Below are 18,257 nucleotides of genomic sequence, written 5' to 3'. Positions count from 1 at the left end.
AGGTTCGTTATCATGCGCGCCCGCGCCCGTGACAGGTTCCAACCTGAACGGGCCGATCCGTCCGGATGTGGCATCTGTGCCACGCGGCCCCGCCCGCCAGCCCGGCTCCACCCCTCCGAACAGGACCGTTTTCCAATGACTGACAGCAACAACTGGTACATCGAACACTTCGAGCGCACCGGCTCGGCCATCGGCTACCGCATCACCGGCAAGCTGGACGAGGTGCAGTCGCCGTTCCAGAAGATCGAGATCTTCCAGACCACCGACTGGGGCAACCTGATGACCATCGACGGGGCCATCATGCTGACCAGCAAGGACAACTTCTTCTACCACGAGATGATCAGCCACCCGGTGCTGTTCACCCACGCCGCGCCCAAGCGCGTGGTGATCATCGGTGGCGGCGACTGCGGCACCCTGCGCGAAGTGCTCAAGCACACCAGCGTTGAGAGCGTGACCCAGTGCGATATCGACGAGCAGGTCACCGTGATGGCGCGCAAGCACTTCCCGGAACTGTGCGACTCCAACGACGACGCCCGCGCCGAGCTGCTGTTCGACGACGGCGTGGCCTACATGGCCAACTGCCCGGCCGGCAGCGTGGACGTGGTGATCGTGGACTCGACCGACCCGGTCGGCCCGGGTGAAGGCCTGTTCAACAAGGCCTTCTACGAGAGCTGCTTCAAGGCCCTGAAGGACGACGGCATCCTGGTGCAGCAGTCCGAGTCGCCGCTGATGCAGCTGGAGCTGATCAACGAAATGCGCACCGAGATGGGCAAGGCCGGCTTCGGTTCGTTCAAGACCCTGCCGTTCCCGCAGCCGTGCTACCCCACCGGCTGGTGGAGCGTGACCATGGCGCGCAAGGGCGACAGCAGCTTCGACTTCCGCCAGGCCGACTCGGCCGCCAAGACCTTCAACACCCTGTACTACACCGCCGCGCTGCACACCGGCGTGCTGGTGACCCCGCCGTTCGTGCAGGCTGCACTGAAGGGCTGATCCAAACAAAAACCCGCGCTGGCGACAGCGCGGGTTTTTTCATGTTCCGGTAGTGCCGGCCGCTGGCCGGCAACCTCATGCAACGATCAAAGCGCCCAGATACCGGCGATCACCGCCACCACCAGGCCCCACTTGATCAGCTGATACGCCACCACGCTGCGCTCGCGCAGTGCCTTGGCCTTCAGTCGCACCTTGTAGACGCTGCCGAATGCCTTGTTGACGCCACCGGTCGGGTCACCCGGCAGGTTCGGCGAGGCGCCGCCGGCCAGCAGCGTGGCCGCCACCGCGCGGTTGAACAGCCCCGGCAAGCCGAAGCGCAGCGGGCGGGCGATGTCGCAGAACAGGATCACGCGGTCCTGCTGCGTCTCGTTGTGTGCATGGTGGATGTAGGTCTCGTCGAACATCATCCACTCGCCGTCGCGCCAGCTCTTCTTGATGCCGTCCACTTCGATGTAGCAGGCATCGTCGTTGGGCGTGCTCAGGCCCAGGTGCAGGCGCAGCGAGCCGGCGAACGGGTCGCGGTGCGGGCGCAGCTCACTGCCCGGCGGCAGCTGCGCGAACATCGCCGCACGCACATCCGGGATCGACTCGATCAGCGCCGTGGTCTTCGGGCACAGCGTCTTCGCCGACGGGTGCGACGGGCCGTACCACTTCAGGTAGAAGCGCTTCCAGCCACGACGGAAGAACGAATTGAAGCCGGCATCGTTGAACGTGCTGGAGGCGGCGATCTTCTGCGCGTCGCGCAGCGCCAGCGCCTCGTCGCGGATCATCTGCCAGTTCTGGCGCAGTGGCTCCAGCTGCGGGAACTCCTTGCCCGGGTCCAGGAACGGCGTGGTCGGCACCTTCGAGAACATGTACATGACCACGTTGATCGGGGCCATGAAACTGGAGTGGTCCAGCAGCTGGCGCGACCAGCGCGCGCGGACCTTGCCACGGAAGTGGATGTACAGCACGCAGGCTACGAACAGCGCTGCAATGACGATTTTGATGATCAAAGCACTTTCCTCCAGCCGCGGCCGGAACGGGAAACGGGGCGATGCACGGCCAAGCGGCCAGCACCGATGGGGAACGCGGCAGGGGACGGGGACGTGCCGGAGGGGGGCGGCCGCCGATGTCGCGGGTTAACAGCTTATGGTCGGCAGGCCGTGCGCCGGGGTCAAGTTGCCCGTGCGCCGCGTTCAGCCGGTTGTGGACGAGGCGCAGGGCTGAGCACGCAAGCGGTTGATACTAAAGGCCAACTGGAATAAGTGAGACAGAATTGTCCGATTCTGCGCGACGAACTGTTCCAGCCACGGCCCCGACATTTCTCCGACAAATCGTGGAATAGCGAACTGGCGAGTACTAAAATTAACGAAAACTTAGTAACTCCCTGTAACACCGGTTCGCTTGACGCTTTGCGCCACCCACCGGGTCGTCCGAGACCCCGACATGCATCTTCCTGCCCTGCCCCCCTCCTCCTGCGGCGATGACGCCGCCTCCCCGCTGCTGCTCAAGCGCGGCGAACGTTTCCTGGCCCCCGACGTCTACCGCACCTGCCTGGACGGGCGCGAGGCGGTCATCAAGGACTACTCCCGCTACCGCGGCACTCCCGTTTCGCTGATCGCGCGGCTGATGGTGCGCCGCGAGGCCCGCATGCTGCAGCGCCTCGGCGGCTGGAAGCATGCCCCCGCGCTGCTCGGCACCCTCGGTGGCCTGGCACTGGGCATGGAGTTCATCCCGGGCCAGACCCTGAGCACCGCGCAGGCCGTGGGCAATGAAGTGTTCGAGCAGCTGCAGCACGCGCTCAGCCGCCTGCACGCCGCCGGCATCACCCACAACGACCTGCATGGCACCAACGTGGTGGTCAGCGGCGGCGTGCCGGTGCTGCTGGATTTCACCTCGGCCTGGCGCGCCCCGCGCTGGCTGCGCCGCAATCCACTGAGCCGGCAGATGCGCCGCAGCGACATGAAGAACCTGCTGAAGATCCGCCAGCGCGTAACCGGCCAGGCCCCGAGTGCCGCGCAGGCTGCACTGGTGGCCGACCCGGGCTGGGTGGCCGCGGTGCGGCAGGGCTGGAAGCGGTTCTACAAGTGGGCCAAGCGCCGGTAGGGGGCGAGCTCGCTCGACCGCGTTACCGCTCTTTGTAGAGCCGAGCCCGCGCTCGGCTGCTGTTCCTGCATCGCGCGAAATGCAGCCGAGCATCGGCTCGGCTCTACGACATTCCGCCGAACGGCTTACAACGCGTCCGCGTCCAACTCGCCGGTACGGATACGCACCACGCTGCCCAGGTCGTACACGAACACCTTGCCGTCACCGATCTTGCCGGTGCCGGCGGCCTTCACGATGGCCTCAACCACCGCCTCCACCTGGTCATCGGTCACCGCCACTTCCAGCTTCACCTTCGGCAGGAAATCGACCACATACTCCGCGCCGCGGTACAGCTCGGTATGGCCCTTCTGGCGACCAAAGCCCTTCACTTCCGTCACCGTGATGCCGGTAACCCCACGCTCGGCCAGCGCTTCGCGCACGTCGTCGAGCTTGAACGGCTTGATCACCGCCATGACCATCTTCATCGTCTATCTCCTGTCTTCCGGCGTGGAGGATAGCGCCTGAACGCGGCCCGTGCGAAGCCGCTGCCGCCTGTCCGGGCAGTGGGTGCCAGCAGTATCCTTGTGCCCGAATGGCCTGCCCGCGCCGGATGCACGGGCCCAACCCCACGGAGCACCCCATGATCGACCTGAACCAAATCGATGACCTCGCCCGTCGCCTCAGCGACCTGGTGCCGCCGGGCCTGCGCGAATCGCGCGAGGAACTGCAGGCCACCTTCAAGAGCGCGCTGCAGGCCGGCCTGGCCAAGCTCGACCTGGTCACCCGCGAGGAGTTCGAAGTGCAGCGCGCCGTGCTGCTGAAGACGCGCCAGAAGCTGGACGCGCTGGAAACCGCCGTGCGCGAGCTGGAAGGGCGCGGCGCCGCAGAATGAAAAAAAAGGAGGCGCACCGCGCCTCCCGTTTACAGATTATTTCCCGGATGGGGCCTTGCAGCAAGGCCCACCGGGCGCCCTAGACTCGCCGGCCTGTCGATCCGGCAGGACAAGCAGGGGCAGCAGCGATGGCGCAGGACACCGAATGGACACCCGTTTCGCATGACACCTGCGACCAGGTCGCCGGGCCGTTCTATCACGGCACCCGCGCTGATCTGGCGATGGGCGAGTTGCTGAGTGCGGGCTTCCGCTCCAACTATCGCGACAGTGTGGTGATGAACCACATCTACTTCACCACTATTGCCAAGGGCGCCGGGCTGGCTGCGGAGATGGCCCGGGGCGGAGGGCGACCGCGCGTGTATGTGGTGGAGCCGACCGGGCCGTTTGAAGACGACCCGAACGTGACCAACAAGAAGTTTCCCGGGAACCCGACGCGGTCGTATCGGAGTGCGCAGCCGTTGCGGGTGGTTGGGGAGATTGTGGAGTGGGAGCTGTATGACGCGGAGTTCGTTCGGCAGTTGAAGGCGTTTGTTGCTTCGGGGAGTGGGGAGATCATCAATTGATGACCTACTGGCGCTGGGCGTTGCGCACCTCTTCATCGGCTTCATAAATGTCCAGCCCGAGTTCAATGCCGCGCTCCCCCAAGGCGAGCAGCGCGCGAGGCGAAAGCGAGACACCACCGTTGCTGCTGCCCATGAAAAGGCCGCAGAACAGATCAGGTCGGAAGCGCGCCAGAGACTTCCATACGGCGAGATCGCCGGTGAGCTGATCGAGGATCTCGAAGATCTGCGCTTCCAGGTCTTCAGGCTCACGACGCTCCGCATCACGTTGCCAGCTGCCAGTCCTGGCGATACGCACGGTGCCTGATTGATTGCCTCTGAGTTCCTGGCCCTTGTGATGCGAAGCGGTCGGGGTCGCCCCGAGCAAGGCACTGACTTCTTCGGGCAGGAGGTCGTCTCCGAAGAATCTGAGGGTTACCAGGGAATGATCGAATGCGGCCATTGGAATCCAGTGCGTAGGCATCGTTGATGTCAGATTACGGCCGGAACCGGATGACAGCAGCTTCAGAATAGGCCGAAGCGCGGGAATCGGCATGCGCTCAAACGGAGAGCTGGCCGGACCCTACTTGAACATATCCAACAGGTCCTTGTCTTCATGCCGCTGCTCCCACGTGGAGAGCAAGCAGAAGCTCACCCCACTGCGCATGGCAACCGTCTGGAACCCCGCGAGCTCTTCCTTCGTGATCGGATACTCGACCGGATCAAAGTGCAGGAGCGCCCACGGCTTGAGGAGTGAGAACCCGGACGCGAGTTCCGAGAAGAGTTCCTTCAGCATGGGTCGCATGGCGGAGAAGTCTTTGATCGGCCCCGCGCGATTGCCAAGGGCGCGGCACTGGCGACGAATGGTTCTGTCACCACCTGCCAAGCGAGCGATGAAGTGATCCTGGTGCACTTGAACGTAGAACAACTGCCGGCGAAATATCTTCATTCCCCGCACCGCCCCCCAAAAGCCCAGCCGTGCAAATCATCAAGCGCCATCCGGAAGCCGGACCTGCGCCGCGCATTCTGCCGCAACGGACCCAAGCGCTGTGCCCTTCATCCGTGAAAGTGCTGCAAGAGTACGTCGTTCATACGCCTCCGCGACGCCCGGATCTGGCTCGATGAACGGCGATGTGCAGATATCCTCGACCTTGAATCCCCGTGTGATCAATGCCAAGACCCGCTCAGGCGCTTTGGGCAATGCACGGGCTACCGCGTAATTGATGGATAGCGAGGCGCCCGCATCTGAAAACGGCTTTAGCGCAGCCGCAACCTCGAGCCATGCAGGATCGCCTGACTCGATGCCAGAGGTGACCCGACCAAACTCCCGCTCGTGCTGCCACAGGTCCCAAAGCACCTTGCGCCCCCCTTCGTTGGCAATGCGATTGAGCACGGCCTGTGCCGAAGGGCGATCCGCCGCAACTGCAGCTGGACTGGCAAGCGCAAGCACGAGTAGGAGCGCTGTCATGTTTCCCATGGCACCTGACTCCCTGATGTATGGACCCTTGGATCCGGTCATACGACCTACCCACAAAGCAACATGTGGCGTACTTTCCCCTTATACAGCGCGATCCTAGTGCGGCTGGGGGTCGGCCATCAAGCCAGCGCATGGCCGGACCCAGGCATAGAATCAGACGCCTCGCCAATTCCACGTTCAGGACACCTGGGCCATGTCCGCTACGGGTCGCTGGCTGGTCAGTGATCCACAGGAAGTGCCCTGCGCGAGCCAATGTCCGCTCTCGGCCAGGGGTAGAAATTCGTGAACGTCATGAGTTGAGCCGCAAAGTGGCTTCAGATCGATAGAGCGCCCAAGCTCGACCAGTAGGCCTCCCTCTCGTGCGAGACCCCCTTGCTGTGCCAGTGTTTGCCGCCCCTTAAAGCTTCGTAGTGCCCAATTTCTGTGCGGGACAAAGGGCGCCAGCCAGATCCGCGGCGAAAGCCGCCTGCGACCTGGACGCCAAGGGGGAAACTGGAGAGAGCATTCTGCTGCGCTTGCGCCAGAGACTCGCCGTTGGCTCCGCCGTTGGATGTGGGGTTGGCAAGTTGTACCCCGTCATCCTCCCAGTTGCAGATCGGACATATGGCATAGGACCCGTAGAAGTCTTCCAGGGTCAGGAAGCCACATGATGGACAAGGCAGATCGATCATTGAGAACCAAGAACCTCAGGTAGACGAATCACTGGACCGGCAGGTGTCGCGCAGGGCTGAAGGGGACGAACGTCCGCTTCGGATCGAGAGCGGCCTCTAGCATTCCTGATCGCGTTGTCTGGCGCAGGCACGTTTCCTTTCAACCAAGGGCGGACATCAATCGCAAGAGCCTTCCTTATCCCGGAACTCCGGCGCGAGAGTTTGAGCTGCATCAGGCCGGCTAGATGCGCGACGCGCGGTTTTCATGCTCGGCCCTTGCCAAGCTGCTGCAAGATCATTGCAGGCTATTGGCCTTGGTCTACTCCAGCGATTCGTCACTCCCGCCTTTCCGCCTGGATATGGATAGACGAAACACCGGAAACCAAGGAATGATTGGACCAAGCATCCAGCTCTTCCGCAATTGAACCACTCAGGAGCCATCCGCGGCCGGTGCACTGAGCCGAAGCCAGGGCAAGAACCACAAATTCAGGCCACGATTGCGCGGCATGATGGGAGCAGGCACTCACCATGAAGCCGCCCTTGTGATAGGGCTCGGCGTGGAGGTTGCTGACTTCAAGACCTGCTTGCTCAAAGATCCGCGCCGCGACCTTGAGAGCCGCCTGCTGCGATGTGCAATTGGTGAACAAGCGCCAGTACAACTCCATGAGTCCACAATCTTCCTAAAGGCCCTCTGGGCGCGGTTGCGCTATTTATAGCAGAAGGCGCGCGCGACCTTTCCGCTCTTGCCACCCGAGGTGCCAGCATCAGGGAACAGATCGTTGAAGAGCGCCCACGGCTTGAACAGTGGGCACCCTGGCATGAATCCCGAGAAGATCACCTTGAGCTGGGGCCGGAGAATCGAGAAGTCCTTGATCGGTCCTCTATGTTCCTGTCGCGCGTCCCCATCAATGCGCAGGCTGCACCTTCAGCGCGCTTGAATCCCTTCGCAGCAGATACAACGCAACCAGGAATGGCCACAGCGAGTTGATCGATGAAAACACGCGCTGGGTCAGCCCCCTGAACCCCTCCGGGTCCGCTCCCACCACGTTCAACCAGAGATAAGCGATGCCCGCGACACTCACCATAGCAGTCACGGCGTACGCCCTTCGGTTGGCAGACCACGCGCTCAATTCGATGTGCGACATCGCCGGTGCAATGATGTTTGCGATACCGATGGTGTAGAAGCCATGCATCGGATGGCCCATGGGCCAGAGGCCGTTGGTCAGCATGGAGATGCCAAAGATCATCCAGCAGATCGCGCCCACGGCAATGCGGCGGCCGGACTCCCGCCATACCCCGATGGAGAACGCCACGAAGCCCACACCGGAGCCGATAGCGGCGATCCTGGCGCAGATGCTTGCAAGCGTCGGCGCCTGCAGCAGCTCGCTGGCGTGCTGTGCGAGCGGGTTGTAGCCCGGCGCGAACATGGCGGCAACGCTGGTCCAGAACAGGAACCACGGGAGCGGGAGCAGACCCGCAGACAGAAGAAGTCGATTGCGGCGTAACACGTACAGTGATCCTTGTAGCGGCCTGCGCCAGTGGGTGGAGTCCGTTCAAACGCCACAGAACCTTCCTGCTGCGGGCAGAACAGTTCTGAGTGACTACAGCGGTAGTCAGATTCTGCGTGGCGCCCCGCGGGGTCAATAGGCAGAAAGTCACTCACGCATAGAGGCGAAATACGTGGCATCCATCAGCGACCGTCGGACCAATGCTGTCGCATTTGCCGCTCCCTGCGTCTCTGGCGGAAGGTTCTGACGACTCCGTCCCAGAAGTGCCGCTGCGCCAAGCACGCCAAGGCTCTCGCCCCTTTCCTCGCTATGCGACAATGCCAAAAGCGTCTCGGGTTTTGGCGGCATTGACCCCTACCCCTTGGCATTCCCAACTACGTCAGGCAACTCTGGTATCGCCACCGAAAACGGGTGGCCGGGCCTCGAAAACCCGAGCTATTAGGATGTTGTTTGCACTTGCCAGCCGGCATCGCCTTGCGTGGTGTCGGCTGGCATTCCGTCTGCCGGCTATGGCGGGCGGGGCGTGGGGGCCTTGTGCCCGCCGGTTTCTTCCTAATAGCCCGGTTTTCGAGCCACGCTCTGCCCGCCACCTTTATCGGTGGCGGCGTCCGCCTGCTTGCACGGAGCCCGCCATGACCACACCGCACTCCCCACCCCCGCGCCACATCCAGGAAGTGCCCTCGGCCGCGCCAGCCCTGGATCCCAACAGCCTCATCGCCATCCTGCACGCCATCGGCGCGGGCGCTGCGGCCGACGGCCAGCCCTGGCCCGAGCGGCACCATCTACGCAGCCGGCAGATGCAGTTGTCCGACGCCGACTGCGCACTTACCGGCCAGCGCATCGTGCAGGAGATCCTGCTGGCGGCCGAGCGCACGCGCCAGAACGGCGAGCCGGAGCAGTACGTCGGCGACCGGGTGATGGAGGGACTGGTGATGGCCGATCTGGCGCTGACCGCCTTCATCCACGAGCGGATGCGACCCAGGGACTGAGCGCGTGCGCTCACGGCGCGTACCTTTCTGCCTGTGTGCGGGGTGACGAATGAAGAAGCACGGCCTGGCCGCTGCGGCGGTGTGCAGCGCGGTGATCGGCGCGATGTGGGTGGATTGGCCCGAGCCTGCGGGCGATCAGGTGTGGGCCTACCAGAAGCTGCAGCCGGCCGATTACCGCCTGCTGCACAGTGATGCGCGCGGCTTCGTGACCGCGAAGGCCCAGGAGGGCTTTGAACTGCACGCGCGCCATGCCGGGGCGACGTCCTTCGAGATCCGGTGCAAGGGCGTGCTGGTGATGGACGTGGAGAACGCGCCCTCACGCGTGCTGATTCGCATGCCTGCCGATGCACGGTGGCGGGCGCCGGATATCGAACGCCTGCGCAGCAGCTTCGAGCGCTGGCTGGATCTGCACCAGAGCCAAGGGCGATTGCTGGTGGAAAGTGCGGGGCCTTCGTGGGTTGAGGCGCGGTTTGGGCGCTTCAATGGGCTGGTGCTTGATGAGCAGCGGTGTCTGTTTGGGGTCCCAGGCCGCCGCCGGCCCGATCCCACCAACTACCTCAGTGCTGAAGTGCCATCGTAGGCTGACGCTCACAGTTGCGCTGCGCCTGCACCGCAAGGGGAACAGCAACTGGTCAGCGGCCAAACCCCAGTGCCATCGCAACCACTTTTCCATCCCGGACGTAGAAGCATATGTTCCTTGAGCACCGCTACGTAGTAGCAATGGCGGCACACGCGGCGGGCTTGCCCGCTGCGTGCACCGCAATAGAAAGTTCACATCTTCATTTTACTTTGCTCTGCCTCGACGTCCTCCCTCTCGGCATGAGCACGCCAGCCATCTGCAACCGACAACAGCATTGCGCTGACCCGGGGGAAATGAGGCAACGCGTCAGACCAAGCCTGATAGCGCGCCGCTAGCTCACGCTCTTGGCCGCCGCCTTCATTTATGCCGCGCGAGTGTACTCCTCTCTTGTTGAAGCATTCCATCTGAAAACCGCTTTCCATATGCTCTGAGGCGAGCTCTTCAATGACACGGCACACGGCGTTGCAAGGCCACGTTTCACCCTGACGTTCAACCGGGCTATGTGCGAGAAGCGCACCTACTCGACGGTCTGTAGGCTCCTCAATTGCCGCGTCGCGGGACCGCGCCTTTACCTCAGACACCCAGCTCCGCAGCAGGCCTTCGTCAACCACTTCGCCTTCAAGTCCTGGAACTTCTTTGAACTCGTGGACGACCCTGAATGCTGCCCTAGCCTCCCGCTTGACATCCTCACCGATCTCTTCGTCTTGAGCCGCATCCTTTCGACGATACATCTTCGAGAGCAAGTCCACGAACAAGGCAGGCTCTCGCGCCATCAGCTTGAACAAGGTCAACTCATTACTCTCGCGATGCACGAACTGGAATAACGAGTATTCAAGCATCGCCACAGCAAATGGCGCCACATCCGCTCTTCCCCTCAGCTCTTCCAGTGTTCTCGCCAGATAGAATCTGAGCATATTCCCGTACCGCTCAAAGCCAGCATTAAGCTGGTCACACGATTCGATCAATAACTGCTCAAGGGTATCAGTTGGTACATCAACTGCTCGTTTGTTCAGCATGGCAAGCACATCAACACTCCGACGTGCGGTCTGCAGCTGAGTTATGGCATGCATCAGGTCGTCCATGGGGCCGTCGGACGGAAGAGACGAGGTCTTCTGCCAATACATGGCTTTAATATGAGAGCCTAAGCTATCAACCAGACTCCATGTAGACCTATTCGCCGGGAATGCCGCGAGCATCTTCACCGTCTGCTCATCAGATCTACTCAGCTCAGCCAGTCGAACTGCAAATCCCTCAAGCCATTTCTGCCCATATGCTCTCGCTCCACAAGCAGAAGCATAGTATGCCAGCTCATCCGGCACGCCTTCGTCATAATTAGCAATCATTAGAAGCTCGAAGAGCTCATCCATCGAGAGAGTCAATCCCGCCACTGTGCTTGCGACCAAGCCGGGTAGCCTCACAACTTTCGCAAGCGCAACGATTCCCTCAATACCGTCCCGATCCATTACTTTCTGCAGGACCTGCCTGCGAATTTCCTCCGGGTTAGCACCTGCGTCCCGCTCGTAATTTCCGACCATTGGGGTCCAGTCATCGAATACCAGCCGATCAACTGCAAGCGGATTAGGCGGCATGTGTCGATCCACAAGACCCTGCAGCTGCGTGAGTTGCTCATCCTTCATCGCCCACGCCGCGCTCGAGAAGTACTTGTTCCGCGCCAACTCGCCATTCAGCTTGTGCCACAATTCCAAACCCAATTCGACTTGATTCCCGGCCAGGAAGCCGTCCACGGCTTCAAGGACACTATCTCGATCCGTTGGCTGCATCTGGCCCAGTGATCCGACAAGGATCGCCAGGCGCTCCTCCCGATCCTTCGCCAGCTCGATAGCTCGACCAACGATAGCACTCTGAAAGTCCCAAACTAGCCCAAAGGTTACTTCTTCAGGTTCTTTCGGAGACTGGTCACTGAGCTTGGGCTTCCTCGTTGGTGAAGAGGAGTCGTGGTGCCGCGGCAGCAGCTTGCAGACGAGATCCCAAGCGATGTCAGGGTGAGCAGCAATGATGGCGTCGATGGTCACAATACGCTTTGCTTGAGACGCATATGTGCCGGGTGACCAAGGCACAAATATCTCACGCAGACTGTTGATCGGCCGCGTGACATGGTTTGAGCCGGGATCGGGGTCCAAGGCGGCAAGCCGTGCTAGCAGTAGGCACGCCCTTGTCAGGTAGCGAGGATTCCAGGCGATGGTCTCAAGCGCCCAAAGCAGTTCATGGTGCGCATATGCTCCGGTGTCGAAGGCATCATCAGCGTCGTTAGCCTCGCCAAAAATGCGGTTGGCATCGCCCTCATTGATAGATTCGAGGGCTGCCAGAAAAGGGGCAGGTGCGGCCTCTGCGAGAAGTGCAACCTGCTCTCCCAATCTAGCAATTGGTGCATAGCTCTTGCCCCAATCCGGCAACGCCAAGAAGAGTCTCTCAATATACTGCTGAATTGTTTGGCCCCGAATCTTGCGCGAGTTCTTTCCAGACATGGCAGCCATGATGAGAAGCGTTGTCGCCAGCCCGTCTCTTAACCATGAGCTGTAGCCGGCAGGTCCCGAATTGGACAAGCTGAATTTTTGATCTCGTGCAGGCTTCTCTGGCTCATGACTAAACACCTTGATCACGGCCTCTCCCAACCGGTCAAAGTCGCGCTCAGTCAGCACTTCTTGGTAAAAGAAAAAGGCATCAACGGCGGCGCGAACCTGCCAGACCTCTTCCTCTCTGTCTATCGGGCGGTCGGACATCACCAGCGTCTTGACAAGCTCTCTCTCAATGTCTCCGTACCTCGGAACCTCAGCTAACTCGGCAACCACCTCGCGATCCTTTTCGAGGTCGCTGGACCATCCACCAGCCAAGAATGCCGGTACTAGAGCCGCTACCATCGGCAACCATTCAGGGTCCTTCGGCCTCACCTTATGCTTGAGCCTCTTCAGGATGGTCAGACTTCGTCCGCAGCGGTGAGCCAGCTCATAGCCTTCACCATGCTCCATCCCCATACTCGCAAAGCCCTCAGCCATGGCCGAGGCCGTGGGGCGTGACAACGCGTTATGGCGACGATTCGCGACACCCGTAACAGCGGATATGGTGGGACAGTTGTTTCCCAGCTTGCCAGCCATGGGCTCAGCGTCGCCAGTTACCAGGAAACACATGTTGCTATGCTTACTGAAGAAGCGGGCGGCCGACTCACTGCGAAGAATAAGCGTTCGACTCTCCAGATCTCGACGGACATCGTCAGGTGCGCTTCGGATCGCAGCGACCGAGAAAGCAATTACTTCCTCGGACGTTTCCGCGCCAAGGAGTGTCGACTTGGCCGTCCCGGAGAGATGAGCGATGATTTCGTCAGCCTCCGCCTTTCGGCCAGCGATCACCAGCTTCTCGCTCAGCTCAGGCTCGAACTGAGTTGAGAATTCTTCCCAGTATTCATCTGTGCTAAGTGCGCCTTCCTTTGGTGCCCTGCCAAGATAGTCCCGCGCATATCGGGCAGCGATTGCAGGATGCTCTCCCAACCAGTGAGCCAATTCGGTACCGTCTATGCAACGAACCTCCTTCCACTTTCCTTCCCGATTCCGATCATCCTGCCAATCGGCGATCTTCTTCCTCGGTGTATCCCAAGTCGTTAGATTTACGATGACCAACGTGTTCTTGGACATCACCTCAGCTGAGGTCTGCGCCGTTCTTTTCTGATAGTCGGCGTTCGCCTTAGTCTCAGCTGCACCCGTACCGAACTCCCACTTGGAGCAACCCTCTGGCACGCGACCTTGGCCAACGGGCACATCAAGATCACCATCCCATCCGCGGACTTGGCCCTTTTCACCGTGCGGAAACCTGAGTCGATGTGACTCACTAACTGTTGCATTGATGAGATCAACCAACATCTTCATAAGATGAGCGCGCGCATCCACGCGATCTGCCCAAGCCTCCAAGGCCTTTACATCAATCCACTCCACTGTTGCCTCCGTGCCAGAATGCCCAGGCTTGGCCCAAGCGAGTTTTTTTGGGAGAGCTCGCACCACAGCCCCCCTCCTCAGCGGATCCTGCACGCCCCAGGTGAAAGAGAGACAGTCGCCTGCTGCCATTTTTATGTGAGGTTCGTCGCGCTTTCAAGTGCCGCGCAGGAGGGATAGGCTTGGGCTGAATTAGGTAGCAACCTCCTGTAGTTCTGTCTCTGCCGAACCCAAGACCCAGCCCTCCAGAGTGCGAGGATTCCAGAAGTTTGCGAAGCAGGAGCAACAGAAAGAAGCAACGATTCGGTGCGTATGGTGCCTCGCGCTCAGACCATCCTGCCGACCGTGGGCGAACTGCCGAAACACCGAGCTCCTTGTTCCATAACCTACTGTGGTGTGCAACGACGTTTCGCGCCACGCTGGTGACATGCAGCCAGTTTGCGAAGACTGGCGCGGCCAGCAGCATCTCACCCGCAACAGCCTTCTGTTCTCTGGAGTGCAGCGCTTTGTAGAAACGAGAAAGCGAGCCGAGCGACATGACTTCTGTCGCCATCCAGATCGGTACTCTGGGGAATGCGGGTGAGGCGTACTTGTCCTTGTAGTGCCGAATAAACGCCTCCCTGGAGCGCGTCACTTCACTTCCGACGCCGCCGAGCCAATCCGCATACTCCTGCCCGGTGAATGCCAGATTGCGCGGCTCCAAGTGGCTGAAGGCGCCATAGGCATGGGCAAAGTGGTACGTGAGCACGGTCCGCGTTGCGACCTCGATATGGCCAACGGCCTCCATTACCAGGTCTCGAAGGGCCCTATCGAATTCATAGAGACTGACCGCTTCTTCGAATGTCGCTTGAGCTCGGAAGCTGTCGCTACCGGGCACACGCTGTGTGTAGAGATAGCCCATGAGGCGGTAGTAGCCAACACGCTGCAGATAGCGTTTGGCATTGGCGGCGTCGCCGATGGCCAGCCCGCGCTGCTGGAGGAGGTCCAACTGCTCCTGAATCGACAGGGGTGGTTTGCGGTAGTGAGTCATCCTGACTCCAATCAGCAGGCAAAAAAAAACCCGCCAATTTGAGCATGTCGCGAACTGGCGCGTCAGAGGCTTGGCGGGTGTGTTGGGTGAATTTTAGCGCCCCTTTTGCTCACCTTCAAGTAAATGTGTGTAGTTCCGGTGAAATGTAAATGCCTGTACGAAAAGCACTTCATAGGGAATTTTCTTGGATTTCCGCAGTCTCGCGGGCGCAGATCCAGTGAGGTGAAAGGCCGGCCCGGGCGAGCGGCAACGGCCTATTCCCCGGCGTTGTTCCACGTCATACCGGTTGAGTTCCGACACTCGATCGCGAACACCGGCCGCTACGAAGCGCACAGGCGCACCCCAACGGTCTGCCGGAATCCCCCTAGCCGCTTCACCAGCAATTCCCGATAGCCCACGCGGAACGCCCGCCGCACCATCAAGCGCCCTTCCGCAGGAATCCACACATGAGCCTGGCGCTGGTCCACAGCCGTGCCCGCGCCGGGGTCGATGCCCCGCTGGTGCGGGTGGAAGTGCACCTCTCTGGCGGCCTGCCCGCCACCCAGATTGTCGGCCTGGCCGAGACCAGCGTGCGCGAATCCCGCGAGCGCGTGCGTGCCGCCCTGCTCTGTGCACGCTTCGACTTTCCGCAGCGGCGCATCACGTTGAATCTCGCGCCTGCCGATCTGCCCAAGGAAGGCGGTCGCTACGACCTGGCGATTGCCTTGGGCATTCTTGCGGCCAGTGGCCAGGTTGATCCGCAGTCGCTGCTGCAGTACGAGTTCCTGGGCGAGCTGGGGCTGACCGGTGAACTGCGGCCGGTGGCGGGTGCGCTGCCCGCCGCGATTGCGGCGGCAGACGCCGGGCGCATTCTGGTGGTGCCGCCAGGCAATGCCGCTGAGGCTGCTTTGGCCGAGCATGCCGATGTGCGGGTAGCGCGTACGTTGCTGGAGTGCTGTGCCGGGCTGAGCAATCCGCGCCTGCTACCACCCGTGGAGCGCGTGGACACGACGCCGTTGCCCCTGCCCGATCTGGCCGACGTGCGCGGGCAGGCGCATGCACGGCGCGCGTTGGAAGTGGCGGCCGCTGGTGGGCACCATCTGTTGTTGATCGGCAGCCCTGGCTGCGGCAAGACGCTGTTGGCCTCGCGCCTGCCCAGCCTGTTGCCGGATACCGAGGAAGCCGAGGCGTTGCAGCTGGCCGCGATTGCCTCGGTGAGTGGCGAAGGGCTGGACCCAAGACGATGGCGGCAGCGGCCCTTCCGGGCACCGCACCACAGTGCGAGCGCGGCGGCGCTGGTGGGTGGCGGCTGTCAATTACAGCCAATAGCCCTACTTTACAACTAATGTCGCTACGCCTCCCGGCAACCACGCCAGCACTACCTGCCAGTCCGCCGTCAGCCACGCCGCGTCATTGATCTGTATGGCCCATGCATCTCTAAGAACGAACTCATTCGCGTTGCCAAGGTCGCCACCGGGGCCGATGCCCAGGCCTCAGATCAGGAGCATCTCTTCCGTTAACCCGCCCCGGGTTCACGGGCACATCCCTGCCACGCCCTTACTCACTAGTACCAATTCAAGCGCGCAATGACTTGCCTGTACGCCTCTGCCGCTTTCATAAAGCCTTCGTAGTCGCTTCCAAATAGGCCTGCCTTGAACGGCGCCCACTGATCACCCTCATCTCGCGCACGCGCAAAAGCTGACTCCAAAGGCGCCACTGGCCTGTTAGCATGTTTCCATCCAAAGCGTCCTATCGGGCCCCACACGCCTCGCCCTTCCTTTGCATTTGCTTGTGCCGAGGCAAATGCGAGCAGCACCTCAAATTCGTCAAACGCGTGCTCATAGGCACGCCCAATGAACAGCGCATCGTCAAGCTGTGGCTGAAGTAATTTGAACAGATACTCGCTCATAGGTGTGTGGTACCGCCCGTAGCCAGGCAGGCGCTTGAACACGTCGGCGCGATTGAACGCAAGAATCGCATCGGCTACCGCCCGAAACGCAGGACGCGATCCTTCACTTGTGTGGATCTCAGTGGCAAAGACATCCGCCAGCGTGTCGTAGCGCCCACCGGCCGCGGCAGCGATACCAGCACAGTAGGACTGCAGGACAAGCGGGTACCAGCGAAGATTGGACCAAATTACCATTCCACCGCTTGTATCCAGGCGATCAACCGAGCGAGCCAGAGCTTTCCGCAGCACTGACCGATGGTAATCACCTGCCCAGTACGCCAGACAGGCCTCAATTAACGAAAGGTCAAACGAGCATTCTTCATAGCGAGTGAGCCGCTTGACCAACTCCTCATCACTGTAAGGGGAATCGTGGCTGAAGCTGTCCTGCGCAGTTGCAGAGAGAAATCGCTTCAGTTCGTCGATGACAAAGTCGTGCAATTCTATCGCGCGGTCGGGCTGCGCCAGCAAGTGCTTTGCCCGGGAGATTTTGGATTCGAGACCGGAGCGCATGTCCACCTCCTCCGGGTAAGGCACCACGAACAGCGCATCTTCACCGCTTGTGCCATCGGCTTCTGATACCGGCGGCATGCGGAAGATGAAGTCGCCATCGCCATCGATGTGTCCAAAATGTGGCGTCTGGAACGACCCTGCGTCTGCCGATACGCGTCCATATACGTACGCCATCAAACCGCTGGCGGTGAGCACGCCGTCCGCTGTCGCGGCAGCCCCGTCCAGACCCTGGAGAAAGTGCCCAGTGAATACAGAGTGTCCGGGCAGCGGCCCACCCGCATCTGCGACAATCTCATCGGCCTTCCCAGCAGTTAAGACCTGGCGGGACAGTCGCTTCAGCATGTCCTTGATAAAGCGGACACTACCTGCGCCGACTGCTCGGGTGACGGCCAAGCCACCGTAGCAAGCATCCATCACGAACAACATGTGTTTGGCAGGGATGATCTCCGCATTCCGCGTGAGCTCATCCCAGCGAAGCAGGGTCGAAAGATCATCCAAGTCGGCATCATGAGGAACCAAGTAACCGATCTCGCCACGCACTCCGCGTCGAGTGGTTCCATGGCCTGCAAAGAATACGACCACCCGATCGTCAATCCCTACGGATTCTTGATCAGCGAAACGAAGAAATGCTCGACGAATAGCTTCGGAGGTTGCATTCTCGTTCAAAAGCAATTGAACGTTCTCAGCTAGAAATCCGTAGTCGCGCGCCAGTCTTTCGTACACCGCATTGGCATCATTGACTGCGTAGCCTAGCGGTCCAGCTCTCAGATAACGATTGATTCCGATGATCAGAGCGTGGCTTTGACCATAGCGGGGCTTGAGAAGGAACCGAATATCGCGCACACGCTGCTCCCTTTGCATGAATGGACCCTTCTGAATCGCCCCCCATCGAAGTCTGAGATCCACGACGCGAACCAGTATAAATGGTGATCCAGTCCATCGAGATTCAAATTTCTCTTCCCACCTGATTCAGGAACGCAAGCCCGAGCACCTCTCCCCAACTTCTCGTACGGATTGATGTGACTCTAGCCAAGCGCAAAATCTCTCCAATCCATCACCAACTTCGGCGGGGCAATCTAGAGACCTAAGGCACCGGCCCCGTGCACCTGCCGCACTCAACCCGTAGGGACTGCTCCCGCCCTCCCCAAGTTGACGTG

General features: G+C 60.9%; 17 protein-coding genes and 1 pseudogene. 7 read left to right on the top strand and 11 right to left on the bottom strand.

The window, feature by feature from the left end:
- Positions 1–135: 135 nt before the first annotated feature.
- Complete coding sequence (speE, locus tag AC5P7X_RS13730) at positions 136–990, top strand: polyamine aminopropyltransferase (protein WP_053497433.1); 855 nt, start codon at positions 136–138, stop codon at positions 988–990.
- 86 nt (positions 991–1,076) lie between these two features.
- Here the strand turns inward: speE and AC5P7X_RS13725 are convergent, their stop codons facing one another.
- On the bottom strand, positions 1,077–1,982 hold the full coding sequence (locus AC5P7X_RS13725; protein ID WP_032954620.1) for an aspartyl/asparaginyl beta-hydroxylase domain-containing protein: 906 nt from the start codon (positions 1,980–1,982) through the stop codon (positions 1,077–1,079).
- Between the two features lie 436 nt (positions 1,983–2,418).
- On the opposite strand from AC5P7X_RS13725, the gene AC5P7X_RS13720 reads away from it, so the two are divergent.
- The gene (locus tag AC5P7X_RS13720) at positions 2,419–3,078 is read left to right on the top strand and encodes an RIO1 family regulatory kinase/ATPase domain-containing protein (RefSeq protein WP_005419978.1); all 660 of its coding nucleotides are present in this window, start codon (positions 2,419–2,421) and stop codon (positions 3,076–3,078) included.
- Between the two features lie 125 nt (positions 3,079–3,203).
- On the opposite strand, the gene AC5P7X_RS13715 is transcribed toward AC5P7X_RS13720, so the two are convergent.
- The gene (locus tag AC5P7X_RS13715; protein WP_005411374.1) at positions 3,204–3,542 is read right to left on the bottom strand and encodes a P-II family nitrogen regulator; all 339 of its coding nucleotides are present in this window, start codon (positions 3,540–3,542) and stop codon (positions 3,204–3,206) included.
- A 155-nt stretch (positions 3,543–3,697) separates the two neighbouring features.
- Between AC5P7X_RS13715 and ubiK the strand changes: the two genes are divergently transcribed.
- Both ubiK and arr read left to right on the top strand, forming a co-directional pair.
- Complete coding sequence (gene ubiK / locus AC5P7X_RS13710) at positions 3,698–3,949, top strand: ubiquinone biosynthesis accessory factor UbiK (RefSeq protein WP_005419983.1); 252 nt, start codon at positions 3,698–3,700, stop codon at positions 3,947–3,949.
- Positions 3,950–4,077: 128 nt separating this feature from the next.
- The gene (gene arr, locus AC5P7X_RS13705) at positions 4,078–4,512 is read left to right on the top strand and encodes an NAD(+)--rifampin ADP-ribosyltransferase (protein WP_495215022.1); all 435 of its coding nucleotides are present in this window, start codon (positions 4,078–4,080) and stop codon (positions 4,510–4,512) included.
- 4 nt (positions 4,513–4,516) lie between these two features.
- On the opposite strand, the gene AC5P7X_RS13700 is transcribed toward arr, so the two are convergent.
- From AC5P7X_RS13700 to AC5P7X_RS13675, 6 genes are all read right to left on the bottom strand, one after another.
- Complete coding sequence (locus AC5P7X_RS13700; RefSeq protein WP_495215021.1) at positions 4,517–4,951, bottom strand: DUF4279 domain-containing protein; 435 nt, start codon at positions 4,949–4,951, stop codon at positions 4,517–4,519.
- 120 nt (positions 4,952–5,071) lie between these two features.
- Positions 5,072–5,437, bottom strand: coding sequence for a hypothetical protein (locus tag AC5P7X_RS13695; protein ID WP_346607394.1), 366 nt, complete (start codon positions 5,435–5,437; stop codon positions 5,072–5,074).
- Positions 5,438–5,476: 39 nt separating this feature from the next.
- Positions 5,477–5,965: a hypothetical protein gene (locus AC5P7X_RS13690; RefSeq protein WP_080375059.1), complete on the bottom strand. Its 489-nt coding sequence runs from the start codon at positions 5,963–5,965 to the stop codon at positions 5,477–5,479.
- Positions 5,966–6,279: 314 nt separating this feature from the next.
- The gene (locus tag AC5P7X_RS13685) at positions 6,280–6,636 is read right to left on the bottom strand and encodes a CPCC family cysteine-rich protein (RefSeq protein WP_005419991.1); all 357 of its coding nucleotides are present in this window, start codon (positions 6,634–6,636) and stop codon (positions 6,280–6,282) included.
- Positions 6,637–6,950: 314 nt separating this feature from the next.
- Positions 6,951–7,280, bottom strand: coding sequence for a hypothetical protein (locus tag AC5P7X_RS13680; RefSeq protein ID WP_053497423.1), 330 nt, complete (start codon positions 7,278–7,280; stop codon positions 6,951–6,953).
- A 240-nt stretch (positions 7,281–7,520) separates the two neighbouring features.
- Complete coding sequence (locus tag AC5P7X_RS13675; protein WP_495215020.1) at positions 7,521–8,123, bottom strand: DUF998 domain-containing protein; 603 nt, start codon at positions 8,121–8,123, stop codon at positions 7,521–7,523.
- Between the two features lie 632 nt (positions 8,124–8,755).
- Between AC5P7X_RS13675 and AC5P7X_RS13670 the strand changes: the two genes are divergently transcribed.
- Together AC5P7X_RS13670 and AC5P7X_RS13665 are read left to right on the top strand one after the other, a co-directional pair.
- A complete protein-coding gene (locus tag AC5P7X_RS13670; protein ID WP_053497418.1) occupies positions 8,756–9,112 on the top strand; it encodes a hypothetical protein in 357 nt (118 codons plus the stop codon).
- Between the two features lie 49 nt (positions 9,113–9,161).
- Entirely contained in the window at positions 9,162–9,692 is a 531-nt protein-coding gene (locus AC5P7X_RS13665) for a cold-shock protein (protein ID WP_495215019.1), read from the top strand.
- 191 nt (positions 9,693–9,883) lie between these two features.
- Here the strand turns inward: AC5P7X_RS13665 and AC5P7X_RS13660 are convergent, their stop codons facing one another.
- Together AC5P7X_RS13660 and AC5P7X_RS13655 are read right to left on the bottom strand one after the other, a co-directional pair.
- Positions 9,884–13,636, bottom strand: coding sequence for a hypothetical protein (locus AC5P7X_RS13660; RefSeq protein WP_495215018.1), 3,753 nt, complete (start codon positions 13,634–13,636; stop codon positions 9,884–9,886).
- Positions 13,623–14,663, bottom strand: a complete 1,041-nt coding sequence (locus AC5P7X_RS13655; RefSeq protein WP_495215016.1) for an Abi family protein — start codon at positions 14,661–14,663, stop codon at positions 13,623–13,625. The genes AC5P7X_RS13660 and AC5P7X_RS13655 overlap by 14 nt, the downstream gene beginning before the upstream one ends.
- A gap of 446 nt (positions 14,664–15,109) precedes the next feature.
- Between AC5P7X_RS13655 and AC5P7X_RS13650 the strand changes: the two are divergent.
- Positions 15,110–15,967, top strand: a pseudogene (locus AC5P7X_RS13650) (magnesium chelatase domain-containing protein); the annotation flags it as partial.
- Positions 15,968–16,206: 239 nt separating this feature from the next.
- On the opposite strand, the gene AC5P7X_RS13645 reads toward AC5P7X_RS13650, so the two are convergent.
- Positions 16,207–17,943, bottom strand: a complete 1,737-nt coding sequence (locus tag AC5P7X_RS13645; protein ID WP_495215014.1) for a caspase family protein — start codon at positions 17,941–17,943, stop codon at positions 16,207–16,209.
- Between the last annotated feature and the right edge of the window lie 314 nt (positions 17,944–18,257).

The sequence above is a fragment of the Stenotrophomonas sp. YJH_SMC_53 genome (assembly GCF_059369995.1).
Note: the sequence above shows the minus strand (reverse complement) of the source record. Positions and strands in the feature narration are given on the sequence as shown.

What these genes read in the sequence shown, in the direction of transcription:
- speE (WP_053497433.1), top strand. Translation starts at nt 136, where the DNA reads ATGACTGACAGCAACAACTGGTACATCGAACACTTCGAGCGCACCGGC.
- AC5P7X_RS13720 (WP_005419978.1), top strand. Translation starts at nt 2,419, where the DNA reads ATGCATCTTCCTGCCCTGCCCCCCTCCTCCTGCGGCGATGACGCCGCC.
- AC5P7X_RS13715 (WP_005411374.1), bottom strand. Translation starts at nt 3,542, where the DNA reads ATGAAGATGGTCATGGCGGTGATCAAGCCGTTCAAGCTCGACGACGTG.
- ubiK (WP_005419983.1), top strand. Translation starts at nt 3,698, where the DNA reads ATGATCGACCTGAACCAAATCGATGACCTCGCCCGTCGCCTCAGCGAC.
- arr (WP_495215022.1), top strand. Translation starts at nt 4,078, where the DNA reads ATGGCGCAGGACACCGAATGGACACCCGTTTCGCATGACACCTGCGAC.
- AC5P7X_RS13700 (WP_495215021.1), bottom strand. Translation starts at nt 4,951, where the DNA reads ATGGCCGCATTCGATCATTCCCTGGTAACCCTCAGATTCTTCGGAGAC.
- AC5P7X_RS13695 (WP_346607394.1), bottom strand. Translation starts at nt 5,437, where the DNA reads ATGAAGATATTTCGCCGGCAGTTGTTCTACGTTCAAGTGCACCAGGAT.
- AC5P7X_RS13690 (WP_080375059.1), bottom strand. Translation starts at nt 5,965, where the DNA reads ATGGGAAACATGACAGCGCTCCTACTCGTGCTTGCGCTTGCCAGTCCA.
- AC5P7X_RS13685 (WP_005419991.1), bottom strand. Translation starts at nt 6,636, where the DNA reads ATGATCGATCTGCCTTGTCCATCATGTGGCTTCCTGACCCTGGAAGAC.
- AC5P7X_RS13680 (WP_053497423.1), bottom strand. Translation starts at nt 7,280, where the DNA reads ATGGAGTTGTACTGGCGCTTGTTCACCAATTGCACATCGCAGCAGGCG.
- AC5P7X_RS13670 (WP_053497418.1), top strand. Translation starts at nt 8,756, where the DNA reads ATGACCACACCGCACTCCCCACCCCCGCGCCACATCCAGGAAGTGCCC.
- AC5P7X_RS13665 (WP_495215019.1), top strand. Translation starts at nt 9,162, where the DNA reads ATGAAGAAGCACGGCCTGGCCGCTGCGGCGGTGTGCAGCGCGGTGATC.
- AC5P7X_RS13655 (WP_495215016.1), bottom strand. Translation starts at nt 14,663, where the DNA reads ATGACTCACTACCGCAAACCACCCCTGTCGATTCAGGAGCAGTTGGAC.